Below are 24396 nucleotides of genomic sequence, written 5' to 3' on the forward strand. Positions count from 1 at the left end.
TCTTGCCCGTCCAGGCGCCGTTAGACGAACTCTTGGCGCCCCGGTCAATCGGACCCTCGGAAAGGGCCGGTCCGCCGGCATCGGCCCCGGGTTACCGGGCGTTCGGCGGATGTGATAGGCCCCTCCGGCACAGCCCAATCGATCCGAGGCTCAGCCCATGACCGACGAGTCCCCGACCCCGCGCCCGCTTGCCGTCGAGAGCGCGCGCGCGACGAGCCCAGGGGGACCCTTGAGTCTCACCCAGCGGCCCCGGCGCAGTCGCAAGAGCGACTGGTCGCGCCGGCTGGTGCGCGAGCACAGCCTGAGCGTGGACGACCTGATCTGGCCGCTGTTCGTCATCGCGGGCGAGAAGCGGCGCGAGCCGATCGCCTCGATGCCCGGCGTCGAGCGCCTGAGCGTCGACGAGGTGGTGCGGGAGGCCGAGCGGGCGGCGCGGCTGGGCATCCCGGCGATTTCGTTCTTTCCCTACACAGAGGCGTCGCTGCGCGATCCCACCGGCTCGGAATCGCTCAACCGCGACAACCTGGTGTGCCGGGCGGTGCGGGCGGTGAAGGCGGCGGTGCCCGAGATCGGCATCATGACCGACGTCGCCCTCGACCCCTACACCAGCCATGGCCACGACGGACTTCTGGAGGACGGCGCCATCCTCAACGACGAGACCGTGGCGCTGCTGGTGGAGCAATCCCTGATCCAGGCGGAGGCCGGCACCGACATCATCGCCCCCTCGGACATGATGGACGGGCGTGTCGGCGCCATCCGCTCGGGCCTCGACAAGGCGGGATTTCGCGACGTCCAGATCATGGCCTACGCGGCCAAGTACGCGAGCGCGTTCTACGGCCCGTTCCGCGACGCCATCGGCACCAGCGCCGCCCTGGTCGGCGACAAGCGCACCTACCAGATGGACCCCGGCAACGGCACCGAGGCCCTGCGCGAGGTCGCCCTCGACATCCAGGAGGGTGCCGATTCGGTCATGGTGAAGCCCGGCCTGCCCTACCTCGACATCATCCGGCGGGTGAAGGACGCCTTCGGGGTGCCGACCTTCGCCTACCAGGTGTCGGGCGAATACGCGATGATCGAGGCCGCCGCCCGCAACGGCTGGCTCGACGGCGAGCGTGCCATGGTCGAAAGCCTGCTGGCCTTCAAGCGGGCGGGCGCCGACGGCGTGCTCAGCTACTACGCTCCGCGGGTGGCCGAGCGGCTGCGCGACCGGGCGTGAGGCCGGCCGGCCCGCTGCTGGCCGCCCTCCTCCTGGTTCCGGCCGGCTGCTCGAGTTCGGTGGACCGGCAGCGGGCCACCACCTGCCGCAGGGCGGTGCCGGCCCTGGCCCCTCCGGAGGGGGCGGTGACCATCCTGCGCGTGGCGCAGGGGCCCGGGGCCGACAGCGTGCGCGTGGACTACGGGCTTGGCCAGCGCGACGGCCGCCAGCGCTGGCTGGTCTGCCGGTTCGGGACCGGCGCCGTGCTCGACGCCATCTCCACCGAGCAGGGTCCGGTGAGCGGAGCGGCCCTCTACCTGCTGCGCCACTACTACCTCGACACCTCCGAGGCCGTGGCGGCCGACCCGCAGCCCTGAGCGGGATCTTGAGACCGGCCGGAGCGGCTCCCATCTCAAGACCTTCGCAATCGCCCCACGAGGGAGCGCGGTGATGCTCGACAACCCGACCGGCTATTCCGACCGCCTCGGCACCCCCGGCTACGGCCTGCCGGCGCGCCTGCCGTACGTGCGGGCGAGCCTCGGCGCCCGGTTCGTGGCCTATCTCCTCGACATCATGTTCATCTTCGGCTTCACCGCCCTGCTGACCGTGGCGATCACGCTGATCGGCGTCATCACGTTCGGGCTCGGCTGGACGCTGTTCGCGGTGCTGCCGGCCAGCGGCATCCTCTACAGCGCCATCACGGTGGGCGGCGCCGGCCAGGCCACCTGGGGCATGCGGATGATGGGCCTGCGCGTGGTGACGCCCGAGACAGGCACCCGGGTCGACGTGATCACCGCCGGCGTCCATGCGCTCCTGTTCTACGTGGCGATCTCGACCTTCCTGCTCTGGTTCGTCGACATGCTGTTCGGCTTCATGCGCTCCGACCGCCGCCTCGGCCACGACCTGCTCCTCGGCCTCGCCGTCGTGCGCGCCCCGTGACGACATGGTGAGGGCGGCGAGTTGCAAGGCCATTGAGCGCGACCGTATTGCCGTTACACTCAAGCGATCCGGTGCCTCGCGCCGGGTCCATCGAGGGCCACGGCCAGCGTGACCAGCCATCCGCGCGACACCCCGCAGTTCTACCTCACCGCGCCCTCGCCCTGCCCGTATCTACCGGGCCAGGAGGAACGGAAGGTCTTCACCCATCTCGTCGGGCGCCGCGCCCGCGACCTCAACGAAATCCTGACGCAAGGGGGGTTTCGCCGCTCGCAGACCATCGCCTACCGGCCGGCCTGCGAGACCTGCCGGGCCTGCATCTCGGTGCGGGTGGTGGTGGCCGATTTCGTCGCCTCGGCCAGCCAGCGGCGCATCCTGCAACGCAGCGCCGATCTCGTGGGCGCGCCCGAGCCGAACCGGCCGTCCTCGGAGCAGTACACCCTGTTCCGTCGCTACCTCGACGCCCGCCACGGCGACGGCGGCATGATCGACATGACCGTGCTCGACTACGCCATGATGATCGAGGACAGCCACGTCGACACCCATCTCGTGACCTATCGCCGGCGCGGCCCCGACACCGCCATCAACGGCCGCGGCACCGGGGCGCCGCTGGCGCTGTGCCTCACCGACGTCCTCTCGGACGGGCTGTCGATGGTGTATTCGTTCTACGATCCCGCCGAGGCTGCCCGGTCGCTCGGCACCTTCATGATCCTCGATCACATCCGCCGGGCGGCCGCGCTCGGCCTGCCGTATCTCTACCTCGGCTATTGGGTCGATGGCTCGCGCAAGATGGACTACAAGGCCCGCTTCAAGCCGCAGGAGCGCCTGTTCGGGCCGGGCTGGCAGCGGGTGGAATAGGCCTCACGGTTCGGGCGGGCGGGACAGGGCCTGCCTCAGGGCATCCGGCAACCTGACCGCGCGACCGTTGCGGACGGCGGCCACGACGACCTCGGCCCTCACCAGAACCTCGTCGCCGCGCCGCACCTCCTGGGTCATCGGCATCGAGGCGCCGCGCAACGCCCCCGGCATCGTCACCACGTCGAGCACATCGTCCATGCGGGCGGGCTTGAGGAAGTCGAGCCCCATCCGGCGCACCACGAAGACGAGGTCGGCCTCGCGCTGGAGGTCGGCCTGCTCCATGGCCAGCGCCCGCAGCAGTTCGGTCCGCCCGCGCTCCATGTAGCGCAGGTAGTTGGCGTGGTAGACGAAGCCGGAGAAGTCGGTGTCCTCGTAATAGACGCGGACGGACAGGCGGTGCGCGCTCATGCCGGCGCCTGCGAGGACAGGTCCACCACGACGATCTCCGGGGGGATGCCGAAGCGTACCGGGGCGATGCTCATGCCGAGACCGCCCGAGACCACGAGGTCGCCCTGCTCGCGGACATGGCCGTAGGCGTAGCGGCCGCGGTAGCGCGACGGCACCACCGGGGCGTAGCCGAACATGCGGATCTGGCCGCCGTGGGTATGGCCGGACAGGGTCAGCGCGACGCGGGCCGGTACCTCGGGAAAGATGTCGGGCTCGTGCGCCAGCAGGATCGCGGGCTTGTCCTGCGGGATCTGCGCCAGGGTCGCGCCGAGGTCGTCGACGCCCAGGCGTGGATGCCCGCGCCGCCGGCTCGGCAGGAAGGCGAGTTGGTCGCCCAGGCCCGCGAGCCAGACCTCGTGCCCGCCGGCCCGCAGGGCCAGCGCCTCATTCTGCAGCACGCGGATGCCGGCGGCCCGTAGCGCATCTCCGGCAATGGTCGGGCCGGCCCCGCGGCGCTGGGCCGACGTGTCCTCCCACCAGTCGTGGTTGCCGAGGATGGCGTGGGTGCCCAACGGCGCCCGCAGGCCGCCCAGCACGGGCCCCCATTCGGCGGCATCGACGTAGCGGGTGACGAGGCGCATGCCCGAGACGTAATCCCCGAGCAGCACGATGACGTCGCCGCCGAGCCCGTTGGCGGTCTCGACGATGGCGCGGATGCGCGCCACGCTCATCCAGGGCTCGCAGGCATGGAGGTCGGCCAGGGCGACGATGCGCAGGCTCAAGCCCTCCGGCCAGGGGCCGAGCGGCTTGATCCGGTAGCGGGTGACGGCGAGCCGGAACGGCTCGATCCCCGTCGCGTAGGCCGCCGTCCCGCCGCCGGCCAGCGCCACGGATCCGAGGCCGGCGAGCAGGGTGCGGCGGGTGATCCGGACCGGGGCCCCGTCAGGCATCCGGCTCCCCGCCCCCGAACAGGCCGAACTGCGTGCCCGGATCGCGCCTGGGTTCGGCGAAGCCCATGTGCTTGAAGGCGTGGGGCGTCAGCATGCGGCCGCGCGGGGTACGCTGGACGAAGCCCTTCTGGATCAGGAACGGCTCGATGATGTCCTCGATGGCGTCGCGGGGCTCGGACAGCGCCGCCGCGATGGTCTCGATCCCCACCGGACCGCCGCCGAAGGAGGTGGCGATCATGGTCAGGTACTTGCGGTCCATCACGTCGAGGCCGACCGGATCGACGTCGAGGAGCTGCAGCGCACGGTCGGCGATTGCCCGGGTCACGGTGGGCGCATCGGCCACGATGGCGAAGTCGCGCACCCGGCGCAGCAGCCGCCCGGCGATGCGCGGGGTACCGCGCGCGCGCTTGGCGATCTCGTTGGCGCCCTCGGCCGACATGCCCAGGCCCAGCACCCGCGCCCCGCGCGACACGATCAGCTCGAGTTCGTCGACGTCGTAGAATTCGAGCCGGATCGGGATGCCGAAACGGTCGCGCAGCGGCGTCGTGAGGAGGCCGGCACGGGTGGTGGCGCCCACCAGCGTGAACTTCGGCAGCTCGATCTTCACCGAGCGCGCCGCCGGCCCCTCGCCGATGATGAGGTCGAGTTGGTAGTCCTCCATCGCCGGATAGAGGATCTCCTCCACCGCCGGATTGAGACGGTGGATCTCGTCGATGAAGAGCACGTCGCGCTCTTCAAGGTTGGTGAGCTGGGCGGCCAGATCCCCCGCCTTGGCGATCACCGGCCCCGAGGTCGAGCGGAAATTGACGCCGAGTTCGCGCGCCACGATCTGCGCCAGCGTGGTCTTGCCGAGACCCGGCGGGCCGACGAACAGGACGTGATCGAGGGCCGAGCCGGTTTTCTTCGCCGATTCAATGAAGATGCCCATGTTCGCCCGCGCCGCGCGCTGGCCGACGAACTCGGACAGGCTGAGCGGCCGGATCGACGTCTCGGCGTCGTCCGCCATCTGGCGCTCGGGGGTGAGGAGGGCCTTGGGGGTGAGAAGGGCCTTGGGCTTGGTCAAGCGGGCTCGCGCGGCCTCGATCGAGGGGGGACAGGCCGCCGGATGTCGCACACCCGCGAGGATCGCGCTACACTCGCGGCCGCCGGGGTGCGAGCCCGGCGCCGCTCGCTTGCGAGGTCCGCCATGGGTGACGCGTCACAGCTCTTCGAGACGATGAGCCTCGACGATTTCGAGGAGATGCTGGCGGACAAGCCGCGCAACGAGCGCTGGGAGCTCATCGGCGGCCGGGTCGTGCGGATGATGGTCGGCGCCCGCTGGGAGCATGGCCGCATCGTCCAAAACATCGCGCGGCACCTCGAAAACGGGTTCGTGGCGGCGGGCTCGTCCTGCCAGACCTTCACCGAGACCTTCTTCATGAAGAACCGTGCGCTCGACGCGGCGATGCTGCCCGACGTCCTCGTGGTCTGCGGCGACCTCGAACCGGGCGCCACATCGGTCGATGACGCCACCGTGCTGTTCGAGGTGCTCTCGCCCGGTACCGAGGCACGCGACCGTTTCGAGAAATGGCGCGTCTACCAGCGGCTCGCATCGCTGCAGCACTACGTGCTCGTCACCCGCGACCGGGCGAGGGTGGAGGCGTTCGATCGCACCGACGGCAGCTGGAGCTGCTACCGCGCCCTGGAGGGGCTCGACGCCACCCTCGACCTGCCGGCGATCGGTGCGTCTCTTACCCTGCGGGACATCTACCGCAGGGTCATCGTCGATTGAACCCGCGGCGCCGGGGCGCCGCGGGCCGTGATGCCAAAGCTCAGTCGGCTTCCGGGGCGATCGGCTCGAGGCCGCCGATGTGCTTCTGGGCGTAGAGCGGCAGGCCGATCTGGGAGATCAGGGTCTGCTGCGTCTCGAGGAAGTCGATGTGGCCTTCCTCGTCCGCGGCCAGCGCCTCGAACAGCTGCTTGGAGACGCGATCGTTGATCGAATCGCAGTACTGCGCGGCCTCGAGGTAGAGGGCGCGGGCCTCGGTCTCGGCGGCGAGATCGCAGGCGATGATCTCCTCGACGTTCTGGCCGATGCGCAGGGGATCGAGTTCCTGCAGGTTGGGGAAGCCGTCGAGGAACAGGATGCGATCGACGAAGCGATCGGCATGGTTCATCTCTTCGATCGACTCCTTGCGCCAGAACTTGGCGAGGTCGATGTAGCCCCAGTCGTTCAGCATGCGGAAGTGCAGCCAGTACTGGCTGACCGCCGTCAACTCGCTGCGCAGGCCGCGGTTGAGGTACTCGACGACCTTGGTATCACCCTTCATGTGCCCGTCTCCCTGAGCGTCACGCCTACGAGGCGTGACATCGCCGCGAGAGCCGGGCCCGGCTCACGCGGCGATGTCCGCCTCCGCTGGTGCGACCTTGACCAGAGAGCAGCCGGTTGCGCAACCCGTCGCGCAGGTATGCGCGGCCTCCGCGAGGGCCGTCTGCATGATCGCCCGGATGGTGCGGGCGCATCGGCCGCACTTGGGGCTGCATCCGAGGCAGGCGTGGACCTGGGCCGGCGTGCGCGGGCAGTCGGCACCCCGGTCGAGGCAGGCGCGCACGGCGCCGTCGGACAGGACGTTGCAGGAACACACGATCATGTGCGGCCCCTCAAGCGAGACGCACGGAGGAGGACACCCCTACGGACCGGCCTTTTCTGAGCACCGACATTCACTTGCCCGTCTTTTTAGAACGATTGAAATCTACTGTTCTTTCAACAACTTAGCGGGTCTCTGCGCGGCCCGCAAGCCGATTGGGGGCCCTCATGCCGAGCCATGAGCCGCACGCAGGGTCCGCATCGGTGTGGACGCAGGACGAAGGGATACCGGCGCGGGCACAACCCGGCCGACGCCGGCCGGCGACAATCCGTCAGCGGGCGAGTTCGCGCAGGCCGAGGCGGATCAGCACCTTGGTCTCGGCGCCCTCCCCGGCCTCGCGCAGGGCGGCGGCGATGGCGGAGGAGGCCTGGACCGGGGCGTAGCCGAGGTTGACCAGGGCCGAGACCGCATCGGCCGCCGGTTGCGGCGCGGTCCGGTCCTCGACGGCGCCGGCGAGGGCGAGGACGGCGGGGTCGAGGGACGCGAAGGCCGGCGCCTTGTCCTTGAGTTCGGCGACGAGGCGGGCGGCGAGGCGCGGTCCGACGCCGGGTGCCCGGCTGATGCCGGTCTTGTCGCCCGTGGCGATGGCGGTGGCTAGCGCCGGCGGCTCGAGGACGGACAGCACCGCGAGCGCCACCTTGGCCCCCACCCCCTGCACGCCCTGGAGCAGGCGGAACCACTCGCGCTCGGCGTCGGACCGGAAGCCGTAGAGGCGGATCATGTCCTCGCGGACATGGGTCTCGATGGACAGGGCGGCGGCCTCGCCGACGGCGGGCAGGCGCTGGAGCGTGCGGGCGGAGCAATGCACCACGTAGCCGACCCCGTTCACGTCGAGGATCACCACGTCCTCGCCGAGCGAATCCACCACGCCCTTCAGCTTGCCGATCATGCGTTGTCCCTTACCCTCGCCGCACGTTCCTGTAGATCACCCCCACAGGACTTCCAGCCACACTCAGACACGCTCTTCGAGGATGCCCGCATGATGCGCCTGCCCGTGATCGCCCTCGTCCTGCTCGCCACGGCGGGTGCCCGCGCGCAGGAGGACGCCGCTCCGAGCGCCGACCCCACCAAGGTTCGGGCCGGGGCCTACGTCCTCGATCCGGCGCACGGCAAGATCACCTGGTCGGTCAGCCACCTGGGGTATTCCACCTATTACGGCCAGATCACAGACGTGGCCGCCAAGCTCGACCTCGACCCGAAGGAGCCCGCCAGGAGCCGCCTCACCGCCACCATCGGCATGGCCAGCATCAGCGGCATCAACGCGGCGCTGGACGCCCACATGCGCGGGCCCGACTTCTTCGCCGTCGCGGGCTTTCCCGCCGCCACCTTCACCGGCACCGGCATCGAGCCCACCAGCCCCACCACCGCGCGCGTCACGGGAGATCTCACCCTGAAGGGCGTCACCAGGCCCGTCGCCTTCGACGCCACCTTCAACCAGTCCGGCGTCAACCCGATCGACCGGCGCTACACGGTGGGCTTCGACGGACGCGCGGTGATCAAGCGGTCGGAGTTTGGCATCACCGCCTTCCTGCCGGCGGTGGGCGACGAGGTGACCCTGCGTCTCGAGGGCGAGTTCAAGGCCGCGACCCCGACGCCCTGACCTCGGCGCCGGTCAGCCTTTCGCCACCGCCTTGGCCAGGGCCGCCGCGATGCGCGCCGCCCCCGGCCCGGCCACCGCGCCGGGCGCGTGCCGCCGCCGGATCGCATGCGCGCCGCGATGGCTTGCGTGGGTCACGGCGATGGCGAGGGCGTCGGCGGCGTCGGCGGTCTTGAACTCCGCCTTGGGCATCAGGAACATCACCATCGCCTGGATCTGCGCCTTATCGGCGTGGCCCGAGCCGACCACGGTCTTCTTCACGAGGTTGGCGGCGTATTCGAACACCGGCAGGCCGGCCAGGGCCGGCACCAGCAGGGCGATGGCCCGCGCGTGCCCGAGCTTGAGCGTCGCCTGCGCGTCCTTGTTGACGAAGGTCTCCTCCACCGCGACCTCGTCGGGGGCGAACCCCTGGACGATCCGGCTGATCCCCTCGTGCAACTCGCGCAGTCGCAGGGCCAGCGGCAGGTCGCCGTTCGAGGTCACGACCCCGCAGTCGACGTAGGCGAGCTTGGTCCCGACCACCGAGATCAGGCCCCAGCCGGTTCGGCGCAGGCCCGGGTCGATGCCGAGGATACGGGTCGGGGCCTGGCTGGTCATCACACTCTCCCTGCCACGCGGACCCTGCCGCTGTCTTTCGAAACATACCATGAACGGATGCGGATCCCTGAGTCGACCGGGGTGATACGCGAATGTCACGGCGGGCCGCCCCGAACCGGACGCCCGAGCGACGCGGCTTGCCTTCGGTGCGGTGCATACATAAAACGCGATTCGAAAATGCCTTTTAAAACAGTACTTTAGTTTCATTCAAAAGAACGGAGCCCGAGCCCCTCGCCGATCGCGCGAGCCCGTTCGGCTGCCGAATGCGGAGCCTTCCCATGCCATCCCACCCCCTCGTGCGACGTGCGGCCCTCGGCGCCCTGCGCCGGTCGGCCCTGGCGGCGTCGATCCCGCTGGCCGTCGGCGTCGCGCAGGCGCAGGAGGCCCGAGCGCCTGCTGGCGGCAGCGTCACCCTCGACGAGTTGCGCATCGAAGGCGACGGCCGCGGCGGGGCGGGGATCGGCACACCGGGCACGCCACGGGGCATCGAGACGGCCAAGGGTCCGGTCAGCGGCTACGTCGCCACCACCAGCGCCACCGCCACGAAGACCGACACGCCGCTGATCCGCACGCCCCAGTCGATCAGCGTGGTCGGCACCGAGCAGATCCGCGCCCAGGCCGCCCAGACGGTCTCGGAGGCGGTGCGCTACACGCCCGGCATCTTCGCCAACCAGTTCGGCCAGGACCCGCGGGTGGACTGGTTCATCATCCGCGGCTTTTCGGCCACCGAGGGCGGGCTGTACCGGGACGGGCTGCAGCTCTTCCAGACGGGGTTCGCCAACTACAAGGTCGACGCCTTCGGCGCCGAGCGCATCGAGGTGCTGCGCGGCCCCTCCGCCACCCTGTTCGGCGGCAGCCCGGTGGGCGGCCTCGTCAATATCGTCTCGAAGCGCCCGCCCCTCGACCCGCTCCGCTACGTCGAGGTCGGCGGCGGCTCGTTCAACCAGGTCTACGCGGCGTTCGACGTCGGCGGCCCGGTCGATCAGTCGGGCCATTGGTTCTACCGGGTCACCGGCCGGGTGCAGAAGGCCGACGCCCCCGTCGCCCTGGCGGGGGACGACCGCTACTACATCGCGCCCAGCCTCACCTATAAGCCGGACGGGGCGACCACCTTCACCCTGCTCACGAGCTTCCAGCGCGACGAGGCCGGCGGTATCGCGCAGTTCCTGCCCTACCTCGGCACCGTCCGGCCCCAGGCGCTCGGCATCCGGATCGACCGCCGCTTCAACTCCAGCGACCCCCTCGTCGACGGCTACAGCCGCAATCAAGCCAACGTCGGCTACGAGTTCGAGACCCATCTGAGCGACGTCTGGACCGTTCGCCAGAACCTTCGCTACGCCTTCACCGAGGTGCAGGATCGGCGCTACGTCGGCAACGGCTACGTCGCAGGCGACCCGACCCAGACCGAGCTCAGCCGCTACGGTTTCCGCACCACGCCGCATGCCGGCACCTTCGCGGTGGACAACCAGGCCGAGGCGCGTTTCTCGGACGGGCTGTTCGGCCACACCGTGCTGATGGGCATCGACTACAAGAACTACAATCTGTTCGACAATCAGGCCTCGACGCCGTTTCTCAGCCCGTTCCAGGTGCCGCCGATCAACATCCTGTCGCCGCGCTACAACCAGACCTCGGCGACGCCGCTGCCCTACCTCGTCACCAACCAGAACCTGCAGCAGCTCGGCCTCTACGCCCAGGACCAGATCCGCCTCACCGAGCGGCTGACCCTGCTGGTCGGCGGCCGGCAGGATTTCGTCACCAACGACGTGGTCAGCAAGCTCGGCGCCCCGGCCGTGCGGGGGAACGACCAGGCCTTCACCGGTCGCCTCGGGTTGATCTACAACTTCGACAACGGGCTGGCGCCCTACGTCACCTACGGCACCTCGTTCAACCCGATCGTGGGCACGGATGCTGCCGGCAACCCGTTCAAGCCCGATCGCGGCGACCAGATCGAGGTCGGCGCCAAGTTCCAGCCGGTGGGGTGGAACAGCTTCTTCACGGTGGCGGCCTTCGACCTGCAGCGCTCGAACGTGCTGACGCCCGACCCAAACAACGTCTTCACCAACATCCAGATCGGCGCGGTGCGCTCGCGCGGCGTCGAGGCCTCGTTCACCGCCAACCTCGTCGAGGGCCTGAACGTCGTGGCGGCGGTGACGAGCTACGACCTCAAGACGGTGGAGGGCACCACCCTCGACCTCGGCAAGGTGCCGGTGGGCATCCCGCAGACCTTCGCCTCGCTGTGGGGCGACTACACGATCCCCTTCGGCGAGTGGAAGGGCTTCGGCTTCGGCGGCGGCGTGCGCTACGTCGGCGAGTCCTTCGCCGATGTCGCCAACACCCTGCGGGTATCCGAATACGTGCTGTTCGACGCCGCGGTCCATTACGAGCGCGACGGCTGGCGGGCGGCGCTGAACATCCAGAACGCCGGCGACCGCCGCTTCGTCTCGTCCTGCTCCACCGCCACCGCCTGCTTCTACGGCGAGCAGCGGCGCATCACGGCCAGCCTCGGCTACCGGTGGTGAGAGGGTGAGCAGAGAAAAGGATCCGGTGGTCCGGCTCGCGCCGCTCTCCTCCTCCTGGTGGGGAGGGGAGCGCCTTCCGGGTGAACACACTAGGTGGATATCGGTGACCGCATGAAACCAGCCACCACCCGTGCCTGGGCCGTCGTCCATACCTGGACGAGCCTCGTCTCGACCGTGTTCATGCTGCTTCTGTGTCTCACCGGGCTGCCGCTGATCTTCCACCACGAGATCGACGGCTGGCTCGGGGTGGCCGCCCCGGCGCCGCTCACGGCGGGCGCCCCGGCCTCCGTCGACACCCTGGCGGCCAGAGCGCTCGCCGATCATCCGGGCCGGGTGATCCAGTACATCGGCTGGGACGAGCACGAGCCGGGCCTCGCCTTCGTCATCCTCAACGCGACCGCCGGCAGCCACCCCAACGACTCGATCACCGTGAACTACGACGCGGCGCGGGCGGAAAAGCTCGGGCCGGCGTCGAGCGCGCTGATGCAGGTGGTGCTGCGCCTCCACGTCGACCTGTTCGCCGGCCTGCCCGGCAAGCTCTTCCTCGGCGCGATGGGAACGTTGCTCGTGGCGGCGATCGTGTCGGGGGTGGTGCTGTACTGGCCGTTCACCCGGCGCCTGGCCTTCGGCACCATCCGGCCGCGGCGGCGCATCGCCTGGCTCGACGTCCACAACCTCATGGGCATCGTCACCGCGACCTGGCTCGCGGTGGTGGGGCTCACCGGCGTCATCAACACCCTGTCCGAGCCGCTGATCGGGCGCTGGAAGGCCACCGAACTCGATGCGATGACACAGGCCCACCGCGGCGAGCCGGCGGTGGCGGCCAACACTTCCCTCGACCGCGTGCTCGCCACCGCGCGGGAGGCGGCACCGGGCATGGAGGCGGCCTTCATCGCCTTTCCCGGCAGCGGCTTCAGCACCGCCCGCCATTACGGCGTGTTCCTGAAGGGCTCGACGCCGCTGACCTCGAAGCTGCTCCAGCCGGTGCTCCTCGATGCCGGCACCGGGGCCGTGGCCGATACCCGGACCCTGCCGTGGTATCTCACCGCGATCCTGGTGTCGCAGCCGCTGCATTTCGGCGACTACGGCGGAATGCCCCTCAAGCTGATCTGGGCGGCCCTCGACATCGTCGCGATCGTCGTGCTGGGCAGCGGCCTCTACCTCTGGTGGACCCGCCGGCGTAGCGCCGGGGCCGCCGCCTTCGCCCTGGCGGAGGCGCGGTGAGGCGCGTCTTCGCGATCCCCGCCCTCGTCGCGGTCCTCACCGTGGCGGGCCTGCTGAGTGCGCTGCTGTTCGAGGAGGCCGGTCCGCCGATCTCCTGGCTGGCCCTGGGCGTGCCGCTGCTGCTCCTGGCGTGGCACCTCCTGCGCTTCGCGAGGCGCCGCCGCCCCGGCTGAGTTGCCGTTCAATGAGCGGCGATGCGCCGGCTCGGGGCGATGTCGTTGGCCATGACCTCGCCGAACGGGCCGTCGTTGCGCGCGCCGCTGGCGGGCACGCCGGTGGTGGCGCGCAGGGGGAGCTTGGGGAAGACCAGTTCGGCGAAACGATAGGCTTCCTCCAGATGGGGATAGCCCGACAGGATGAAGCGATCGATCCCCAGATCGATGTACTCCTTCATCCGGTCGGCGACCTGATCGGCCGAGCCGACCAGCGCCGTGCCGGCGCCGCCGCGCACGAGGCCGACACCGGCCCAGAGGTTGGGCGAGACCTCGAGCTTGGTGCGGTCGCCGCCGTGCAGGGCCATCATCCGGCTCTGGCCCACCGAATCCTGCCGCTTGAGGGTCGCCTGCGCCTTGGCGATCGTGGCGTCGTCGAGCCGCGAGATCAGGTTCTCGGCGGCATTCCAGGCCTCGCCCTCGGTCTCACGCACAATGACGTGGAGGCGGATGCCGTAGGAGAAGGTTTTTCCTTTCCGGTCCGCCGCCTCACGCGCCTTCGCGATCTTCTCCGCCACACCGGTGGGGGGCTCGCCCCAGGTGAGGTAGACCTCGCAATGCTCGGCGGCGACCTCGATGCCGGCCGGCGAGGAGCCGCCGAAGTACAGCGGCGGATACGGCTTCTGCACGGGCGGGAAGATCACCCGGCCCTCCTCCACCTTGAGGTGCTTGCCTTCGAAGGAGACCGTCTCGCCCGCCATCAGCCCGCGCCAGATGTGCAGGAACTCGTCGGTGACGACATAGCGCTCGTCGTGGTCGAGGAAGACGCCGTCGCCGCGCAGCTCCACCGGATCGCCGCCGGTGACCACGTTGATGAGGAGGCGCCCGTCCGAGATCCGGTCGAGGGTCGCGGCCATGCGCGCGGCCATGGCGGGCTCCTGCAGGCCCGGGCGCACGGCCACGAGGAAGCGCAGGCGCTTGGTCAGCGGTACCAGGGACGAGGCCACCACCCAGGAGTCCTCGCACGAGCGGCCGGTGGGCAGGAGCACGCCGTAGTAGCCGAGTTCGTCGGCCGCCTGCGCGATCTGCCGGAGGTAGGACTGCGTGACGGCGCGTGCCCCCTCCTGGGCGCCGAGGTAGCGGCCGTCGCCGTGGGTGGGCAGGAACCAGAGGACGTCGGTCTCGGCGGTCATGGGGATTCTCCGTTGGGGTGGCCGGGAACGCGCGGCGAGCTCAGGTGCGAGCCGGCGCGCGCTCGCGCAGCAGGTGATCGAGGATGCGGCCCTCCAGCGCCGCCAGGGCGGCGTCGCCCCGCCGCCGCGGACGGGGGACGTCCACCGTGAGGTCGAGGGCGATGCGGCCGTCCTCGACGACGAGGATGCGGTCGGCCATCGCCACGGACTCGGCGACGTCGTGGGTCACGAGGATCGCGGTGAAACTTTGCGCCCGCCAGATCCGCTCGATCATGTCCTGCATGTCGATGCGGGTGAGGGCGTCCAGCGCCCCGAGCGGCTCGTCGAGGGCGAGCAGGCCGGGCCGGCTGACGAGGGCCCGGGCCAGGGCGACGCGCTGGCGCTGGCCGCCGGACAGGGTGGCGGGCCAGTTGCCCGCCTTCTCGGTCAGGCCGACCTCGGCCAGGGCCGCCTGCGCCCGGGTGCGGCGCTCCGCCCGCGGGACGCCTTCGCCGAGGCCCACCGCGACGTTGTCGACCACCTTCGCCCAGGGCAGCAGGCGCGGCTCCTGGAACATGATGCGCTTGGTGGGTGCGCGCAGGGCCCCGGCGGTGTCGAACGCGATGCGGCCGGCGCTGGGCTGCTCCAGCCCGAGGACGAGACGCAGCAGGGTGCTCTTGCCGCAGCCCGAGCGCCCGACGACGGCCACGAACTGCCCGGCCGGAATGTGCAGGTCGAGGCCTTCGATCACCCGGTGCCCGTCGAAGGATTTGGCGAGGCCCCGCAGGGTGACGGCGACGCCGGTGGCCGACGCCGCGGGCCCCGTCTCCTGCGGACGGGGGGCCGTGCGGACGGCCGGTGCGTCGATCGTGCGCGACAGGGTCGTTGCGGTCATGGACGGGGTCCGGCTGTTGGTCGAGGCGAGGAGAAGGGGGCTCGTGTCGGCTGGGGCGGGCACGCGCCGCTCGGAATCGCGTCGTCAGATCGTCCGGTAGGCCGGGTTCCAGGCGAGGAAGGTGCGCTCGAGGACCCGCGTCAGGGTGTCGGCGATCTTGCCGAGCAGGGCGTAGATCACGATGGCCAGCACCACGACGTCCACGAGCATGAACTCGCGCGCCTGCATCGCCATGTAGCCCAGCCCCGAGGAGGCCGAGATCGTCTCGGCCACGATCAGCGTCAGCCACATGATGCCGAGCGCGTAGCGCAGACCCACGAAGATCGACGGCAGGGCGCCGGGCAGCACCACGCGCCGGAACAGGGTCAGGGGCGACATGCCGTAGGTCCGCCCCATCTCCACCAGCTGCGGGTCCACCGAGCGGATGCCGTGCAGGGTGTTGGCGTAGATCGGGAAGAACACGCCAATGGCCACGAGGAAGAGCTTGGCCTCCTCGTCGATGCCGAACCACAGGATGACCAGCGGGATCAGCGACAGGTGCGGGATGTTGCGCACCATCTGCAGGGTGGTGTCGGTGAGCTTTTCGGAGAGCTGCGACAGGCCGTTGGCGAGGCCCAGGGCGAACCCGATCGTCCCGCCGACGAGGAAGCCGCTCGCCGCGCGCAGGAAGCTGACCCAGAGGTTGGTCCAGAGCTCGCCGCTGCGTCCCGCCTGCCAGCCGGCCGCGACGACGTCGGTGGGGGCGGGCATGAACCGGGTCGAGACGAGCCCGGTCGAGGCCGCGGCCTGCCAGCCGAGGATGATCGCCGCCGGCACCAGCCAAGGTACGAAGCGGGCCGCGTGAACGCGCAGGCGAGGGAACGACACGGCGCTCATCCTCGGCCGAACCTGGCGTCGGCGGGTGGAGTCCAGACCGCGTCCGCGACGCGGACGGGCCTGGCGATGAGCCCGAGGCCGTGGAAGCGGTCGGCCACCCTCTGCTGGTCGGCGATCGTTCCCGGCGCCATCGGCGCGATGGTGAAGCGGATGCGCTCGACCGCGCGCTGCGAGGCGTCGAGGGGCACGTTCGTCACCTTGGAAAGGGCGGCGGCGACCTCGGAGCGGTTGGCCTCGCACCAGGAAGCGACCTCCGCCAGCACGTCGAGGACGGCGGCGAGGACCGCCGGCTGCTGCCGGGCGGTGTCGGCGTTGGCCAGGAAGTAGTTGTGCGTCTCCATCAGGTCCGAGACGCGCTGGAGGATGCGGGTGGTCGGAGCCCGCTCGGCGATGGCGAAATACGGGTCCCACACGGTCCAGGCGTCGACTGCGCCGCGGCTGAAGGCGGCCGCCCCGTCGGCGGGGGTGAGATGGACCGGCTCGATGTCGCCGTAGCCGAGACCCGCTCTCTCGAGGGCGACGACGATGAAGTTGTGGGCGCTCGACCCCTTGGCGAAGGCGACGCGCTTGCCCTTGAGGTCGGCGACCGTGCGGATCGGCGAAGCGGCGGCCACCAGGATCGCCGAACCCGAGCCGCCGCCGGGCTGCGCGGCGGCATAGACGAGGTTGGCGCCGGCGGCCTGCGCAAAGACCGGCGGGGCGTCGCCGGTCTGGCCGAGATCGATGCTGCCGAGCCCGAGCGCCTCGAGGAGCGGCGGCCCGGCGGAGAACTCCGACCAGCGCACGCCGACGCCGAGCGGTTTCAGGCGGGCCTCGATCACCCCCTGCTGCTTGGCGACGACGAGGATGCCGTTCTTCTGGTAGCCGATGCGCAGGACGCCGGTCTCGGCGGCCCGAAGGGGCGAGGCCGCGGCCGCCGACAGGCCCATGGCGAGGAGGAGGCGCCGGTCGATCATCGCGCGGCGCTCCGGAGCGCGAGGCTGTCCTCGACGGAGGCGGACCGGCTCAGGATGGCGCGGGCGAGTTGCCCGCCCGCGTCCGCGACGCGCTGGATCACGCCATCGTCGCGCAGCACGCCGTCCTGGAAGTCGGCGTCGCTGGCATAGACGGCGGTGGGGATCGTCTGGGCGCCGAAGAAGCCGAACAGCGGACGAAAGGCGTGCTCGACGACGAGGGCGTGGCGGGGGCCGCCGCCGGTGGCCGCGATCGCCACGGGCGTGTCGATCAAGGCGTCCGGCCCGACGAGGTCGAACAGGTGCTTGAACAAGCCGGTGTAGGCGCCCTTGTAGACCGGCGAGGCGACCACGAGGGCATCGGCCTCCTCGATGGCCTCGACGATCCTCCGGGCGGGCAGGGACAGGGCGTCGCGCGACCAGGCCGATCCCAGCGCGGGGCCGGCATCGACCATGTCGAAGAGACGGATATCGAGGGCGACCTCCCCCGCCGCGCGATCGGCGATGGCCTCGACCAGGGTGCGCGTCTTGGAGGGCCGTTGGATGTTGGCACTGAAGCCGACGAGTCTGGGACGGGCCACGGGGCGTGCCTTTCGGACTGGAACGGGACGACGTCGGGACGGACCGGGGCGTCGGCGACGCCGCCGCTCGCCCGCGTCTCGATGGCCCCGATTGTCGCGAGGTCGCGCCTCACCGTCAATGAAAAGTCCTTTCGAAAGAACGCCGTTTGAGAGAGCGCTGATATCCCGGGCGGCGATCCGCCAGAACTTTCTCCCGAAACCGAGGAAAACGTGACGCCAACCCGGTCATCGGCCACAACACGGACGAAAACCACCATCTGATCCGAGGGCGTTGCGTTCGCTAAAAAGAACACGGTGGAGGCGGGTCCGCAGCGCGCTGTCGCTTCGGTCAGTGGATTCCCAGGATGGCCAGAAGCCCGAGGCTGAGGGCGACGAGCACGAGGAGCGAGCCGACGACGGCGAGCGTCACCCGCGGCCCGGCGCCGGCCACGACGCGGATGTCGACGCCGAGCCCCAGGGCCGCCATGGCGACCACGGTCAGATAGGCCGCACCGTCGGCGATCGGCGGCAGCGCCGGCTCGGGGATCGCCCCGGCCGAGCGCAGGCCCGCCAGGGCGAGGAAGCCCAGGATGAACCAAGGCACGAGGGGGCGGATCGGGAGGCCGTTCGGCCGGCCCTTGCCGCCGGTGCGCAGGGACAGAGCCAGCACCACCGGGCCGAGCATCAGCACGCGCACCAGCTTCACGAGGGTGCCGATGTGGACGCTCGCCAGCGAGACCGGTGCCGTGGCGGCCAGGACCTGGGGCACGGCGTAGACGGTGAGACCGGCCAGGGCGCCATAGGCCTCCGGCGACAGGCCGAGCAGCGGCACCAGCACGGGGAGGCCGAGCACGGCCAGGACGCCGAACACCGCCGTGAAGGCGATGGCGGCGGCCACGTCGTCCGCGTCCGCGCCGATCACCGGTGCCACGGCGGCGATGGCGGAGTTGCCGCAGATCGCGTTGCCGCAGGCGATCAGCGTGGCCATGCGGTGCGGCAGGCCGAGCGCCCGGCCGATGGCGTAGCCCGACGCGATCGCCACGGCGACGACCCCGGCAATGCCGACGAGCAGCCCCGGCCCCGCCGCCGTGAGCGTCCCCAGGCTGAGGGAGGCGCCGAGCAGCACCACGGCGATCTCCAGCACCGTCCTGGCGCAGACGTCGATCCCCGCCTGCCACCGCGCCGACGGCGTCCGGAGCGACCGCAAGGCCGTTCCCAGCAGGATGGCCAGCACGACCGCGTCGAGCCAGGGACGCCCCCACAGCCGGACCTGGAGCGCGGCCGCCGCCGAGGCCGCGGCGGCCACCGCGAGGCACAGGCCGAGCCCGGGGGCGATGGCACCGAGGGCGGCGAACGGGCGCAGCCGCAACGGTGGCGCGGAGGGGACTACGAGCATCGGGCGCGGCATCGTCATGGACGTTCCTTTCGGAACGCCACGATGGCACCGCGCACTCATGCACTCCAATGGAACGTTGCGATGCTTTCGATCGCGTAGATCGATCGATCGGGCCGGCGAGGCGCCGGTCTCAGGCCCCGCGGGGCGGCACCGTTTCGACCTCCACGAGGCTGAGCGCCCGCAGCACCGCCAGGGCGACGAGCTCGGCGTCGGTCTCGCCGGCCTCGGTCGCCGGCAGGATCGCGACGGTGCTGACCTCCATGCCCGTGGTCAGCCCGACGGCGACCTTGAGCACGTCGCCCTCCGGGGCGTCGTCGCCCCGCACGAGGCAGACCCGGTAGCCGTGGGCCTCGCCGTAGACCCGCTCCGTGGTGACCTGGATGCGCGGCTCGGGACGCTGTGGTTCGGGGCGCGGCGCTCCGAACGTGGGGCGGATGATGTTGTCCATGGCCCCATTATACCCGAACGGCCGGGTTTTGCAGCCGCAAGCCCCGGCCGCGAGGCAATTCGCGGCCCGCGAGCCCCCGGTCCGCCACCGCATCGCGGGGTGGGCCGAACCGGCATGATACCGACAAGACGACGCTTTTCCCGCGCCATTCCTTAAATGCACGGGTGACATGCTGAGGATCAGACGCGACAGGATCCTCGACATGCTCGACCGCCGCCAGTCCCCGCGCTCCCGTTTCGACGAGGTCGGTTCGATCGCCGTCGACGAACACACCTCCCTGCCCTGCATCGTCTACGACCTTTCCCAGTCGGGGGTTCGCCTGACGCTGCCGGGTACCGACGCGGTGCCGCAGACCTTCGTCCTCACCGCGCCCTGCATCGAGGGCGCCCGGATCTGCATGGTGGCGTGGCGGGACGACGAGACCATCGGCGCGCACTTCCGCCAGCGACCGCTCTGACCGGCCCGCGCGGGTCGTCCGCCCGGCCCGAGCCTCGGGAACCGGATGCTTAAGACCCCTTAAACCTGCCGCATTTACCACTGCGTCTGCGGGTCAATTCGGCGCGCGATGCAGCATCGGGGGGCTCGCGCCCCGGCCCGTCGCGGCGCCGATCCGGCCGAACCTTTCGAGGCGAGACCTGTCGGGGCGAGACCTTTCGGGGGGACGACGAAGGCGCATGGCGAATGGACGCGGACGCGGCGACAGGGGCGAACCGAATTTCGACGTGCCGGAGGGACGCCATCCCGGTTCGTCGCGGCTCGACCTGCGCCTGTCGCGGGACGATCGCGCCGGCGGGGCCGGGCGCAGGGATAAGCCGGACATGAAGCCTTCCCCGCGCCGGACCCCGGCCATCAAGAAGGGGCGGCGCCGTCGCTCCTTCCTCGGGCGGATCGTCTATGCCGGCGTCGTACTGGGGCTGTGGGGCGTGATCGGGCTGGCCGGGCTCATCGCCTACCACGCCTCGCGCCTGCCGCCGATCGACCAGCTCAAGGTGCCCAAGCGCCCGCCCAACATCGCGATCCTGGCCAGCGACGGCTCGCTGCTGGCCAACCGGGGCGAGACCGGCGGCCGGGTGGTGAGCATCAAGGAACTGCCCCCCACCCTGCCCCGCGCCTTCGTGGCGATCGAGGACCGGCGGTTCTACTCGCATCTGGGCGTCGACCCCGTCGGCATCGCCCGCGCCATGGCGCAGAACGTCACCCGCCGCGGCGTCTCGCAGGGCGGCTCGACCCTCACCCAGCAGCTCGCCAAGAACCTGTTCCTGACCCCGGAACGCTCCGCCTCGCGAAAGATCCAGGAGGCGATCCTGGCGCTCTGGCTGGAGCACACCTACACCAAGGATGAGATCCTCGAACTCTACCTCAACCGGGTCTACTTCGGGGCCGGCGCCTACGGCGTCGAGGCGGCGGCGCAGCGCTACTTCGGCAAGCCGGCCAAGGCCGTCACTTTGGCCGAAGCCGCCATGCTCGGCGGCCTCGTGCAGGCGCCCTCGCGGCTCGCACCCAACCGCAACCTGCCCGCCGCCCAGGCGCGGGCCGCCCAGGTGCTCGCCGCCATGGAGGACCTGGGTTTCGCCAAGCCCGCCGACGTGAAGCTGGCCCTGGCGAACCCGGCCCGGCCGGCGCGCTCGGGCGGGGGCGGCTCGGCCAACTACGTCGCCGACCTCGTGATCGACGTCCTCGACGACTACGTGCCGAAGTTCGAGAGCGACATCGTCGTCCAGACCACCGTCGACACCGGCCTCCAGGGGGCGGCCGAGAAGGCCCTGGTGGACGAGCTCACCCTCAAGGGCGCACGCTACAACGTCGCCCAGGGCGCCCTGGTCTCGATGAAGCCCGACGGGGCGATCCGCGCGCTGATCGGCGGGCGCGACTACGCCCTGAGCCAGTTCAACCGCGCCACCACCGCCAAGCGCCAGCCGGGCTCGGCCTTCAAGCCGTTCGTGTACCTCGCGGCGGTGGAGCGCGGCCTCTCCCCCGACAGCGTGCGCGACGATTCCCCCGTCAGCATCAAGGGCTGGTCGCCCGAGAACTATTCTCGCGACTATCGTGGGCCGGTGTCTTTGCGCGAGGCGCTGGCGCTCTCCCTCAACACCGTGGCGGTGCGCCTCGGCCAGGAGGTCGGCCCGAAGGCGGTGGTGCAGACGGCCCAACGCCTCGGCATCGCCTCACCGCTCCAGGCCAACGGCTCTATCGCGCTGGGCACCTCCGAGGTGACGCCGCTCGAACTCGTGGGCGCCTACGCCGCCTTCGCCAACGGCGGCACCGGCGTCATCCCCTACGTGGTGTCGAGCGTGAAATCGGCCGAGGGCAAGGTGCTCTACAAGCGCCCCGAGGGCGGCCTCGGCCGGGTGATCGAGCCCAACGCCGTCTCGATGATGAACGCGATGATGCACGAGACCTTCGTCTCGGGCACCGCCAGGAAGTCCGAGATCCCCGGCTGGGATCTCGCCGGCAAGACCGGCACCAGCCAGGATTTTCGCGATGCCTGGTTCATCGGCTATTCCGCGACCCTGGTGACCGGCGTCTGGCTCGGCAACGACGACGGCGAGCCGACCAAGAAGGTCTCGGGCGGCAATTTGCCCGGCGAGGTCTGGAAGACCTACATGACCACCGCCCTCAAGGGCCAGAGCCCGACGATGCTGCCGGGCGCCGGCCGCTGGCGCCAGCGCGGCCCGGCCGAGGCGCCCGCCGTCACCGGCAGCACCCCGGGCGGCCTCATCGGCGCCCTGCTCGGCGAACCACAGCCCGCCCCGGCCAAGGTCGCCGCCGCCAACCAGCGCGCCCGCGGCCCGAGCCAGGACGACCGCAACTTTTTGGAGAAGCTTTTCGGGGTGGGCGAGTAGCGGCGGGGCGATCGCGCTTCTACGCAGTATTACCACTTCCGGTTGATCACTTCGTGATGCGGACATGGGCTTCGCTCAGGCGCCGCGCGGGCTCGGTGATGCGGTTCCCGCTCGATCCAAGCGGAAACCGTATAAGCCATCCCGTCGAAGCGGAACGGCGGCGGCGCAGCGCCTGAGGATCTGACCTCAATCAGGTTGCCTCTGCGATGGCTGCTTGCGACCCTAAGCGGACTTTCCGAGAGTGCATGGTAGCCTGCCCGGAATAGCCTCCGAACCGATGTAGCTATGGACTTCAGCGAAAGTTCGTATGCCTGTGTTTCCAATATTTTCTGCTTTCGTCAGTACAATTTTAGTAGTGTTTCTATTTGCGCTCGCAGCTTATGGGGCACCGATAGCCTATGCCGATGCAAAGATTGATGCGGGTCATATACCAGAACTCTCATTCTACGTTGGCGTACTTACGATCACACCGCTTTTGTTAGCTGGAATATGGACATCGGGTATTGCATTTGCCGTCGGCGCTCGACCGCTGTTCAAATGGGCTGGGCTCTGCTTCTTTGTCTCAGCAGTAGCTGTATTTTTGCTTATGTTCGTTCAGAAGCCGGATATTTAATGTCTATGGAAGCGGCCAGATTAAACGTCAGCTTTCCACCGAGGCTGTGTGAAAACGCCGAAGTCTTTGGTCAGTGAAGAAGGATTTTGTCCAGAGCGCTCTCTACAGGACTGCCACCAGACTGCCCGCCGTGTATAAAGCGCTATCCCATTTCGTGTAGGCCTTTAACATGAACAACTATTGCAGGGCACAAGCGCCTAAGACGCCTGCAGTCAGCGCAGCTGATATCTGGCACTGATAATCATGCTTGGACAGCTTCTCCTTCTATTGCTATCGATGTTTTGTGTATACCATATGTTTAAGCAGGTTGGACATGCAATCACCTACAAGAAATTTCTTGCTAGAAATGGTATTTGGTCAAAAACAGATAAACCAGTGAGATATTGGTTTGGTATATCATTTTGTTCGCTGATTGGCCTTCTGTTCGCCATGATGGCCTTAATATCAATATTTATTATCATTCGCGATATAATTAACTAATATTACTGTCGCTGCATCTGCTCACAGGTATTGTGCCCCAAGACCGGAACGGCGGCTAACCACCAAAGCCGTGTGAAAACGCGAACGCCACGCGCAACCGAAGAAGAACCTTCTAACGCAATTGGAACTCTTGGCGTTTTCACACAGCCTCCACCGATTCCAGTCGCTCGGCCGCCACACCGATCGAGCTTCACCCTAAAGCATCGGCAAACTACGCGGCTGCGTCCCACGCGGAAAAGCCGCGTCGATGGCCATGAGGTCGTCCCGGTCCAGAACCAGCGCGGCGCCCGCCGCGTTCTCGACGGCGCGGTCCGCCCGTGCGGTCTTGGGGATCGTGAACACGCCCTCGAGCCGGGTAAGGAACGCCAGGGCGACGGCGTGGGGCGTGGTGCGGTGGCGGGCGGCGACCTTGGCGAGGACGCGGCCGCCGGTGGTGGCGGGACGCGGGAAGGAGCCGCTGCCGAAGGGCGAGTAGCCCACCACCGCGACGCCGTTGGCCCGGCACCAGGGGATCACCGCATGCTCGATCGCCCGCTGCCCGAGGTGGTACAGCACCTGGTTGCAGGCGATCACGCCGGGGCCGGCGATCCTCAACGCCTCGTCGAGCTCGGCGACATCGCAATTGCTCACGCCCCAGGCCAGGATCTTGCCGGCCGCCTTGAGGTCCTCGAACCCGGCGATGGTCTCGGCGAGGGGATGCCGGCCTGGCCAGTGCAGCAGGTAGCAATCGAGCCGGTCGGTGCCCAGGCGCCCGAGGGAGGCCTCGCAGGCCTTCACCACGCCGGCCCGGGTGGCGTGGTCCGGCACCACCTTCGAGACCAGGAAGACCGCGTCGCGCCGGCCGGCGATGGCCTCGCCGACGATGGCCTCGGCGCCGCCGTACATCTCGGCGGTGTCGATATGGGTCAGGCCCGCGTCGAGCCCGGCCCGCAGCGCCGCCACCGCCTGGTCGCGCGGGCCCGCGTCGATGCCCCAGGTGCCCTGCCCGATTATCGGGACGCGCGGTCCGCCCCGTCCGAATTCCCGTTCCGCCATCGGTTCAAGGCTCCGTCCATCGCCGACCCCGGGACGCCCCGCGGCCTTATTCACGCCATCATGCGCCGGTGATCAAGGAACCG

At 69.7% G+C, this 24396-nt stretch carries 27 protein-coding genes; 12 read left to right on the forward strand and 15 right to left on the reverse strand.

The features are described from left to right. Positions 1-157 precede the first annotated feature (157 nt). The 4 genes from hemB to ASF39_RS01425 all read left to right on the forward strand — a co-directional run bounded on the left by hemB (position 158) and on the right by ASF39_RS01425 (position 2989). Entirely contained in the window at positions 158-1216 is a 1059-nt protein-coding gene (gene hemB, locus ASF39_RS01410; RefSeq protein ID WP_055879320.1) for a porphobilinogen synthase, read from the forward strand. Beyond that, positions 1213-1572, forward strand: a complete 360-nt coding sequence (locus tag ASF39_RS01415) for a hypothetical protein (protein WP_055879324.1) — start codon at positions 1213-1215, stop codon at positions 1570-1572. Before hemB ends, ASF39_RS01415 begins: the two co-directional genes overlap by 4 nt. Before the next feature lie 73 nt (positions 1573-1645). Then, on the forward strand, positions 1646-2134 hold the full coding sequence (locus ASF39_RS01420; RefSeq protein ID WP_056280551.1) for an RDD family protein: 489 nt from the start codon (positions 1646-1648) through the stop codon (positions 2132-2134). A 108-nt stretch (positions 2135-2242) separates the two neighbouring features. Further along, complete coding sequence (locus ASF39_RS01425; protein ID WP_055879329.1) at positions 2243-2989, forward strand: arginyltransferase; 747 nt, start codon at positions 2243-2245, stop codon at positions 2987-2989. Positions 2990-2992: 3 nt separating this feature from the next. On the opposite strand, the gene ybgC is transcribed toward ASF39_RS01425, so the two are convergent. Genes ybgC through ruvB form a run of 3 tightly spaced genes read right to left on the reverse strand, consistent with a single transcriptional unit; the run spans position 2993 to position 5332 of the window. Next, complete coding sequence (gene ybgC / locus ASF39_RS01430) at positions 2993-3397, reverse strand: tol-pal system-associated acyl-CoA thioesterase (protein ID WP_056280555.1); 405 nt, start codon at positions 3395-3397, stop codon at positions 2993-2995. Next, positions 3394-4326: a metallophosphoesterase gene (locus ASF39_RS01435; RefSeq protein WP_056280557.1), complete on the reverse strand. Its 933-nt coding sequence runs from the start codon at positions 4324-4326 to the stop codon at positions 3394-3396. The genes ybgC and ASF39_RS01435 overlap by 4 nt, the downstream gene beginning before the upstream one ends. Continuing rightward, entirely contained in the window at positions 4319-5332 is a 1014-nt protein-coding gene (gene ruvB, locus ASF39_RS01440; protein ID WP_156387539.1) for a Holliday junction branch migration DNA helicase RuvB, read from the reverse strand. The genes ASF39_RS01435 and ruvB overlap by 8 nt, the downstream gene beginning before the upstream one ends. 180 nt (positions 5333-5512) lie before the next feature. On the opposite strand from ruvB, the gene ASF39_RS01445 reads away from it, so the two are divergent. After that, positions 5513-6097 carry a Uma2 family endonuclease gene (locus ASF39_RS01445; protein ID WP_056280560.1) on the forward strand — a complete coding sequence of 195 codons (585 nt, stop codon included), beginning with the start codon at positions 5513-5515 and terminating at the stop codon, positions 6095-6097. A 40-nt stretch (positions 6098-6137) separates the two neighbouring features. On the opposite strand, the gene bfr is transcribed toward ASF39_RS01445, so the two are convergent. The 3 genes from bfr to ruvA all read right to left on the reverse strand — a co-directional run bounded on the left by bfr (position 6138) and on the right by ruvA (position 7842). Beyond that, on the reverse strand, positions 6138-6635 hold the full coding sequence (gene bfr, locus ASF39_RS01450; protein ID WP_055879346.1) for a bacterioferritin: 498 nt from the start codon (positions 6633-6635) through the stop codon (positions 6138-6140). Between the two features lie 63 nt (positions 6636-6698). Further along, entirely contained in the window at positions 6699-6956 is a 258-nt protein-coding gene (locus tag ASF39_RS01455) for a (2Fe-2S)-binding protein (protein WP_055879349.1), read from the reverse strand. Between the two features lie 268 nt (positions 6957-7224). Beyond that, a complete protein-coding gene (gene ruvA, locus ASF39_RS01460) occupies positions 7225-7842 on the reverse strand; it encodes a Holliday junction branch migration protein RuvA (RefSeq protein WP_056280564.1) in 618 nt (205 codons plus the stop codon). Between the two features lie 90 nt (positions 7843-7932). On the opposite strand from ruvA, the gene ASF39_RS01465 reads away from it, so the two are divergent. Beyond that, positions 7933-8553 carry a YceI family protein gene (locus tag ASF39_RS01465; protein ID WP_056280567.1) on the forward strand — a complete coding sequence of 207 codons (621 nt, stop codon included), beginning with the start codon at positions 7933-7935 and terminating at the stop codon, positions 8551-8553. Between the two features lie 12 nt (positions 8554-8565). On the opposite strand, the gene ruvC is transcribed toward ASF39_RS01465, so the two are convergent. Further along, complete coding sequence (ruvC, locus tag ASF39_RS01470; RefSeq protein WP_056280571.1) at positions 8566-9147, reverse strand: crossover junction endodeoxyribonuclease RuvC; 582 nt, start codon at positions 9145-9147, stop codon at positions 8566-8568. 278 nt (positions 9148-9425) lie between these two features. Here ruvC and ASF39_RS01475 point away from each other — a divergent pair, with 278 nt between their 5' ends. The 3 genes from ASF39_RS01475 (at position 9426) to ASF39_RS21710 (ending at position 13063) form a co-directional block, all read left to right on the forward strand. Next, the gene (locus ASF39_RS01475) at positions 9426-11666 is read left to right on the forward strand and encodes a TonB-dependent siderophore receptor (protein ID WP_056281101.1); all 2241 of its coding nucleotides are present in this window, start codon (positions 9426-9428) and stop codon (positions 11664-11666) included. Between the two features lie 111 nt (positions 11667-11777). Then, a complete protein-coding gene (locus ASF39_RS01480) occupies positions 11778-12890 on the forward strand; it encodes a PepSY-associated TM helix domain-containing protein (RefSeq protein WP_056280574.1) in 1113 nt (370 codons plus the stop codon). Beyond that, positions 12887-13063, forward strand: coding sequence for a hypothetical protein (locus tag ASF39_RS21710; RefSeq protein ID WP_165700231.1), 177 nt, complete (start codon positions 12887-12889; stop codon positions 13061-13063). Before ASF39_RS01480 ends, ASF39_RS21710 begins: the two co-directional genes overlap by 4 nt. Positions 13064-13071: 8 nt before the next feature. On the opposite strand, the gene ssuD is transcribed toward ASF39_RS21710, so the two are convergent. From ssuD to ASF39_RS01515, 7 genes are all read right to left on the reverse strand, one after another. Continuing rightward, the gene (ssuD, locus tag ASF39_RS01485) at positions 13072-14235 is read right to left on the reverse strand and encodes an FMNH2-dependent alkanesulfonate monooxygenase (protein WP_055879364.1); all 1164 of its coding nucleotides are present in this window, start codon (positions 14233-14235) and stop codon (positions 13072-13074) included. Between the two features lie 40 nt (positions 14236-14275). Then, entirely contained in the window at positions 14276-15109 is an 834-nt protein-coding gene (locus ASF39_RS01490) for an ATP-binding cassette domain-containing protein (protein WP_056280577.1), read from the reverse strand. Between the two features lie 84 nt (positions 15110-15193). Next, entirely contained in the window at positions 15194-15985 is a 792-nt protein-coding gene (gene ssuC / locus ASF39_RS01495) for an aliphatic sulfonate ABC transporter permease SsuC (RefSeq protein WP_056280580.1), read from the reverse strand. Further along, positions 15982-16941, reverse strand: a complete 960-nt coding sequence (locus ASF39_RS01500; protein ID WP_056280583.1) for a sulfonate ABC transporter substrate-binding protein — start codon at positions 16939-16941, stop codon at positions 15982-15984. The genes ssuC and ASF39_RS01500 overlap by 4 nt, the downstream gene beginning before the upstream one ends. Further along, entirely contained in the window at positions 16938-17519 is a 582-nt protein-coding gene (msuE, locus tag ASF39_RS01505; protein ID WP_056280586.1) for an FMN reductase, read from the reverse strand. The genes ASF39_RS01500 and msuE overlap by 4 nt, the downstream gene beginning before the upstream one ends. Before the next feature lie 328 nt (positions 17520-17847). After that, a complete protein-coding gene (locus ASF39_RS01510; protein WP_056281102.1) occupies positions 17848-18894 on the reverse strand; it encodes a putative sulfate exporter family transporter in 1047 nt (348 codons plus the stop codon). A 130-nt stretch (positions 18895-19024) separates the two neighbouring features. Beyond that, complete coding sequence (locus tag ASF39_RS01515) at positions 19025-19342, reverse strand: hypothetical protein (protein ID WP_055879378.1); 318 nt, start codon at positions 19340-19342, stop codon at positions 19025-19027. 202 nt (positions 19343-19544) lie between these two features. Here ASF39_RS01515 and ASF39_RS01520 point away from each other — a divergent pair, with 202 nt between their 5' ends. The 3 genes from ASF39_RS01520 to ASF39_RS20895 all read left to right on the forward strand — a co-directional run bounded on the left by ASF39_RS01520 (position 19545) and on the right by ASF39_RS20895 (position 22798). Next, on the forward strand, positions 19545-19799 hold the full coding sequence (locus tag ASF39_RS01520) for a PilZ domain-containing protein (RefSeq protein ID WP_055879381.1): 255 nt from the start codon (positions 19545-19547) through the stop codon (positions 19797-19799). Between the two features lie 217 nt (positions 19800-20016). Continuing rightward, positions 20017-22185 carry a transglycosylase domain-containing protein gene (locus ASF39_RS01525; protein WP_056280589.1) on the forward strand — a complete coding sequence of 723 codons (2169 nt, stop codon included), beginning with the start codon at positions 20017-20019 and terminating at the stop codon, positions 22183-22185. Positions 22186-22492: 307 nt separating this feature from the next. Then, positions 22493-22798: a hypothetical protein gene (locus ASF39_RS20895; RefSeq protein WP_156648264.1), complete on the forward strand. Its 306-nt coding sequence runs from the start codon at positions 22493-22495 to the stop codon at positions 22796-22798. Between the two features lie 675 nt (positions 22799-23473). Here the strand turns inward: ASF39_RS20895 and ASF39_RS01530 are convergent. Next, positions 23474-24313, reverse strand: a complete 840-nt coding sequence (locus ASF39_RS01530) for an aldo/keto reductase (RefSeq protein WP_056280592.1) — start codon at positions 24311-24313, stop codon at positions 23474-23476. Positions 24314-24396: the final 83 nt, after the last annotated feature.

Source organism: Methylobacterium sp. Leaf108, assembly GCF_001423265.1.
Lineage (GTDB): Bacteria > Pseudomonadota > Alphaproteobacteria > Rhizobiales > Beijerinckiaceae > Methylobacterium.

Excerpts from the sequence above, each read along its gene's own strand:
- hemB (WP_055879320.1), top strand. The coding sequence starts at position 158 with ATGACCGACGAGTCCCCGACCCCGCGCCCGCTTGCCGTCGAGAGCGCG.
- ASF39_RS01420 (WP_056280551.1), top strand. The coding sequence starts at position 1,646 with ATGCTCGACAACCCGACCGGCTATTCCGACCGCCTCGGCACCCCCGGC.
- ybgC (WP_056280555.1), bottom strand. The coding sequence starts at position 3,397 with ATGAGCGCGCACCGCCTGTCCGTCCGCGTCTATTACGAGGACACCGAC.
- ASF39_RS01435 (WP_056280557.1), bottom strand. The coding sequence starts at position 4,326 with ATGCCTGACGGGGCCCCGGTCCGGATCACCCGCCGCACCCTGCTCGCC.
- ruvB (WP_156387539.1), bottom strand. The coding sequence starts at position 5,332 with ATGGCGGACGACGCCGAGACGTCGATCCGGCCGCTCAGCCTGTCCGAG.
- ASF39_RS01445 (WP_056280560.1), top strand. The coding sequence starts at position 5,513 with ATGGGTGACGCGTCACAGCTCTTCGAGACGATGAGCCTCGACGATTTC.
- bfr (WP_055879346.1), bottom strand. The coding sequence starts at position 6,635 with ATGAAGGGTGATACCAAGGTCGTCGAGTACCTCAACCGCGGCCTGCGC.
- ASF39_RS01455 (WP_055879349.1), bottom strand. The coding sequence starts at position 6,956 with ATGATCGTGTGTTCCTGCAACGTCCTGTCCGACGGCGCCGTGCGCGCC.
- ruvA (WP_056280564.1), bottom strand. The coding sequence starts at position 7,842 with ATGATCGGCAAGCTGAAGGGCGTGGTGGATTCGCTCGGCGAGGACGTG.
- ASF39_RS01465 (WP_056280567.1), top strand. The coding sequence starts at position 7,933 with ATGATGCGCCTGCCCGTGATCGCCCTCGTCCTGCTCGCCACGGCGGGT.
- ruvC (WP_056280571.1), bottom strand. The coding sequence starts at position 9,147 with ATGACCAGCCAGGCCCCGACCCGTATCCTCGGCATCGACCCGGGCCTG.
- ASF39_RS01475 (WP_056281101.1), top strand. The coding sequence starts at position 9,426 with ATGCCATCCCACCCCCTCGTGCGACGTGCGGCCCTCGGCGCCCTGCGC.
- ASF39_RS01480 (WP_056280574.1), top strand. The coding sequence starts at position 11,778 with ATGAAACCAGCCACCACCCGTGCCTGGGCCGTCGTCCATACCTGGACG.
- ssuD (WP_055879364.1), bottom strand. The coding sequence starts at position 14,235 with ATGACCGCCGAGACCGACGTCCTCTGGTTCCTGCCCACCCACGGCGAC.
- ASF39_RS01490 (WP_056280577.1), bottom strand. The coding sequence starts at position 15,109 with ATGACCGCAACGACCCTGTCGCGCACGATCGACGCACCGGCCGTCCGC.
- ssuC (WP_056280580.1), bottom strand. The coding sequence starts at position 15,985 with ATGAGCGCCGTGTCGTTCCCTCGCCTGCGCGTTCACGCGGCCCGCTTC.
- ASF39_RS01500 (WP_056280583.1), bottom strand. The coding sequence starts at position 16,941 with ATGATCGACCGGCGCCTCCTCCTCGCCATGGGCCTGTCGGCGGCCGCG.
- ASF39_RS01510 (WP_056281102.1), bottom strand. The coding sequence starts at position 18,894 with ATGCTCGTAGTCCCCTCCGCGCCACCGTTGCGGCTGCGCCCGTTCGCC.
- ASF39_RS01515 (WP_055879378.1), bottom strand. The coding sequence starts at position 19,342 with ATGGACAACATCATCCGCCCCACGTTCGGAGCGCCGCGCCCCGAACCA.
- ASF39_RS01520 (WP_055879381.1), top strand. The coding sequence starts at position 19,545 with ATGCTCGACCGCCGCCAGTCCCCGCGCTCCCGTTTCGACGAGGTCGGT.
- ASF39_RS01525 (WP_056280589.1), top strand. The coding sequence starts at position 20,017 with ATGGCGAATGGACGCGGACGCGGCGACAGGGGCGAACCGAATTTCGAC.
- ASF39_RS20895 (WP_156648264.1), top strand. The coding sequence starts at position 22,493 with ATGCCTGTGTTTCCAATATTTTCTGCTTTCGTCAGTACAATTTTAGTA.
- ASF39_RS01530 (WP_056280592.1), bottom strand. The coding sequence starts at position 24,313 with ATGGCGGAACGGGAATTCGGACGGGGCGGACCGCGCGTCCCGATAATC.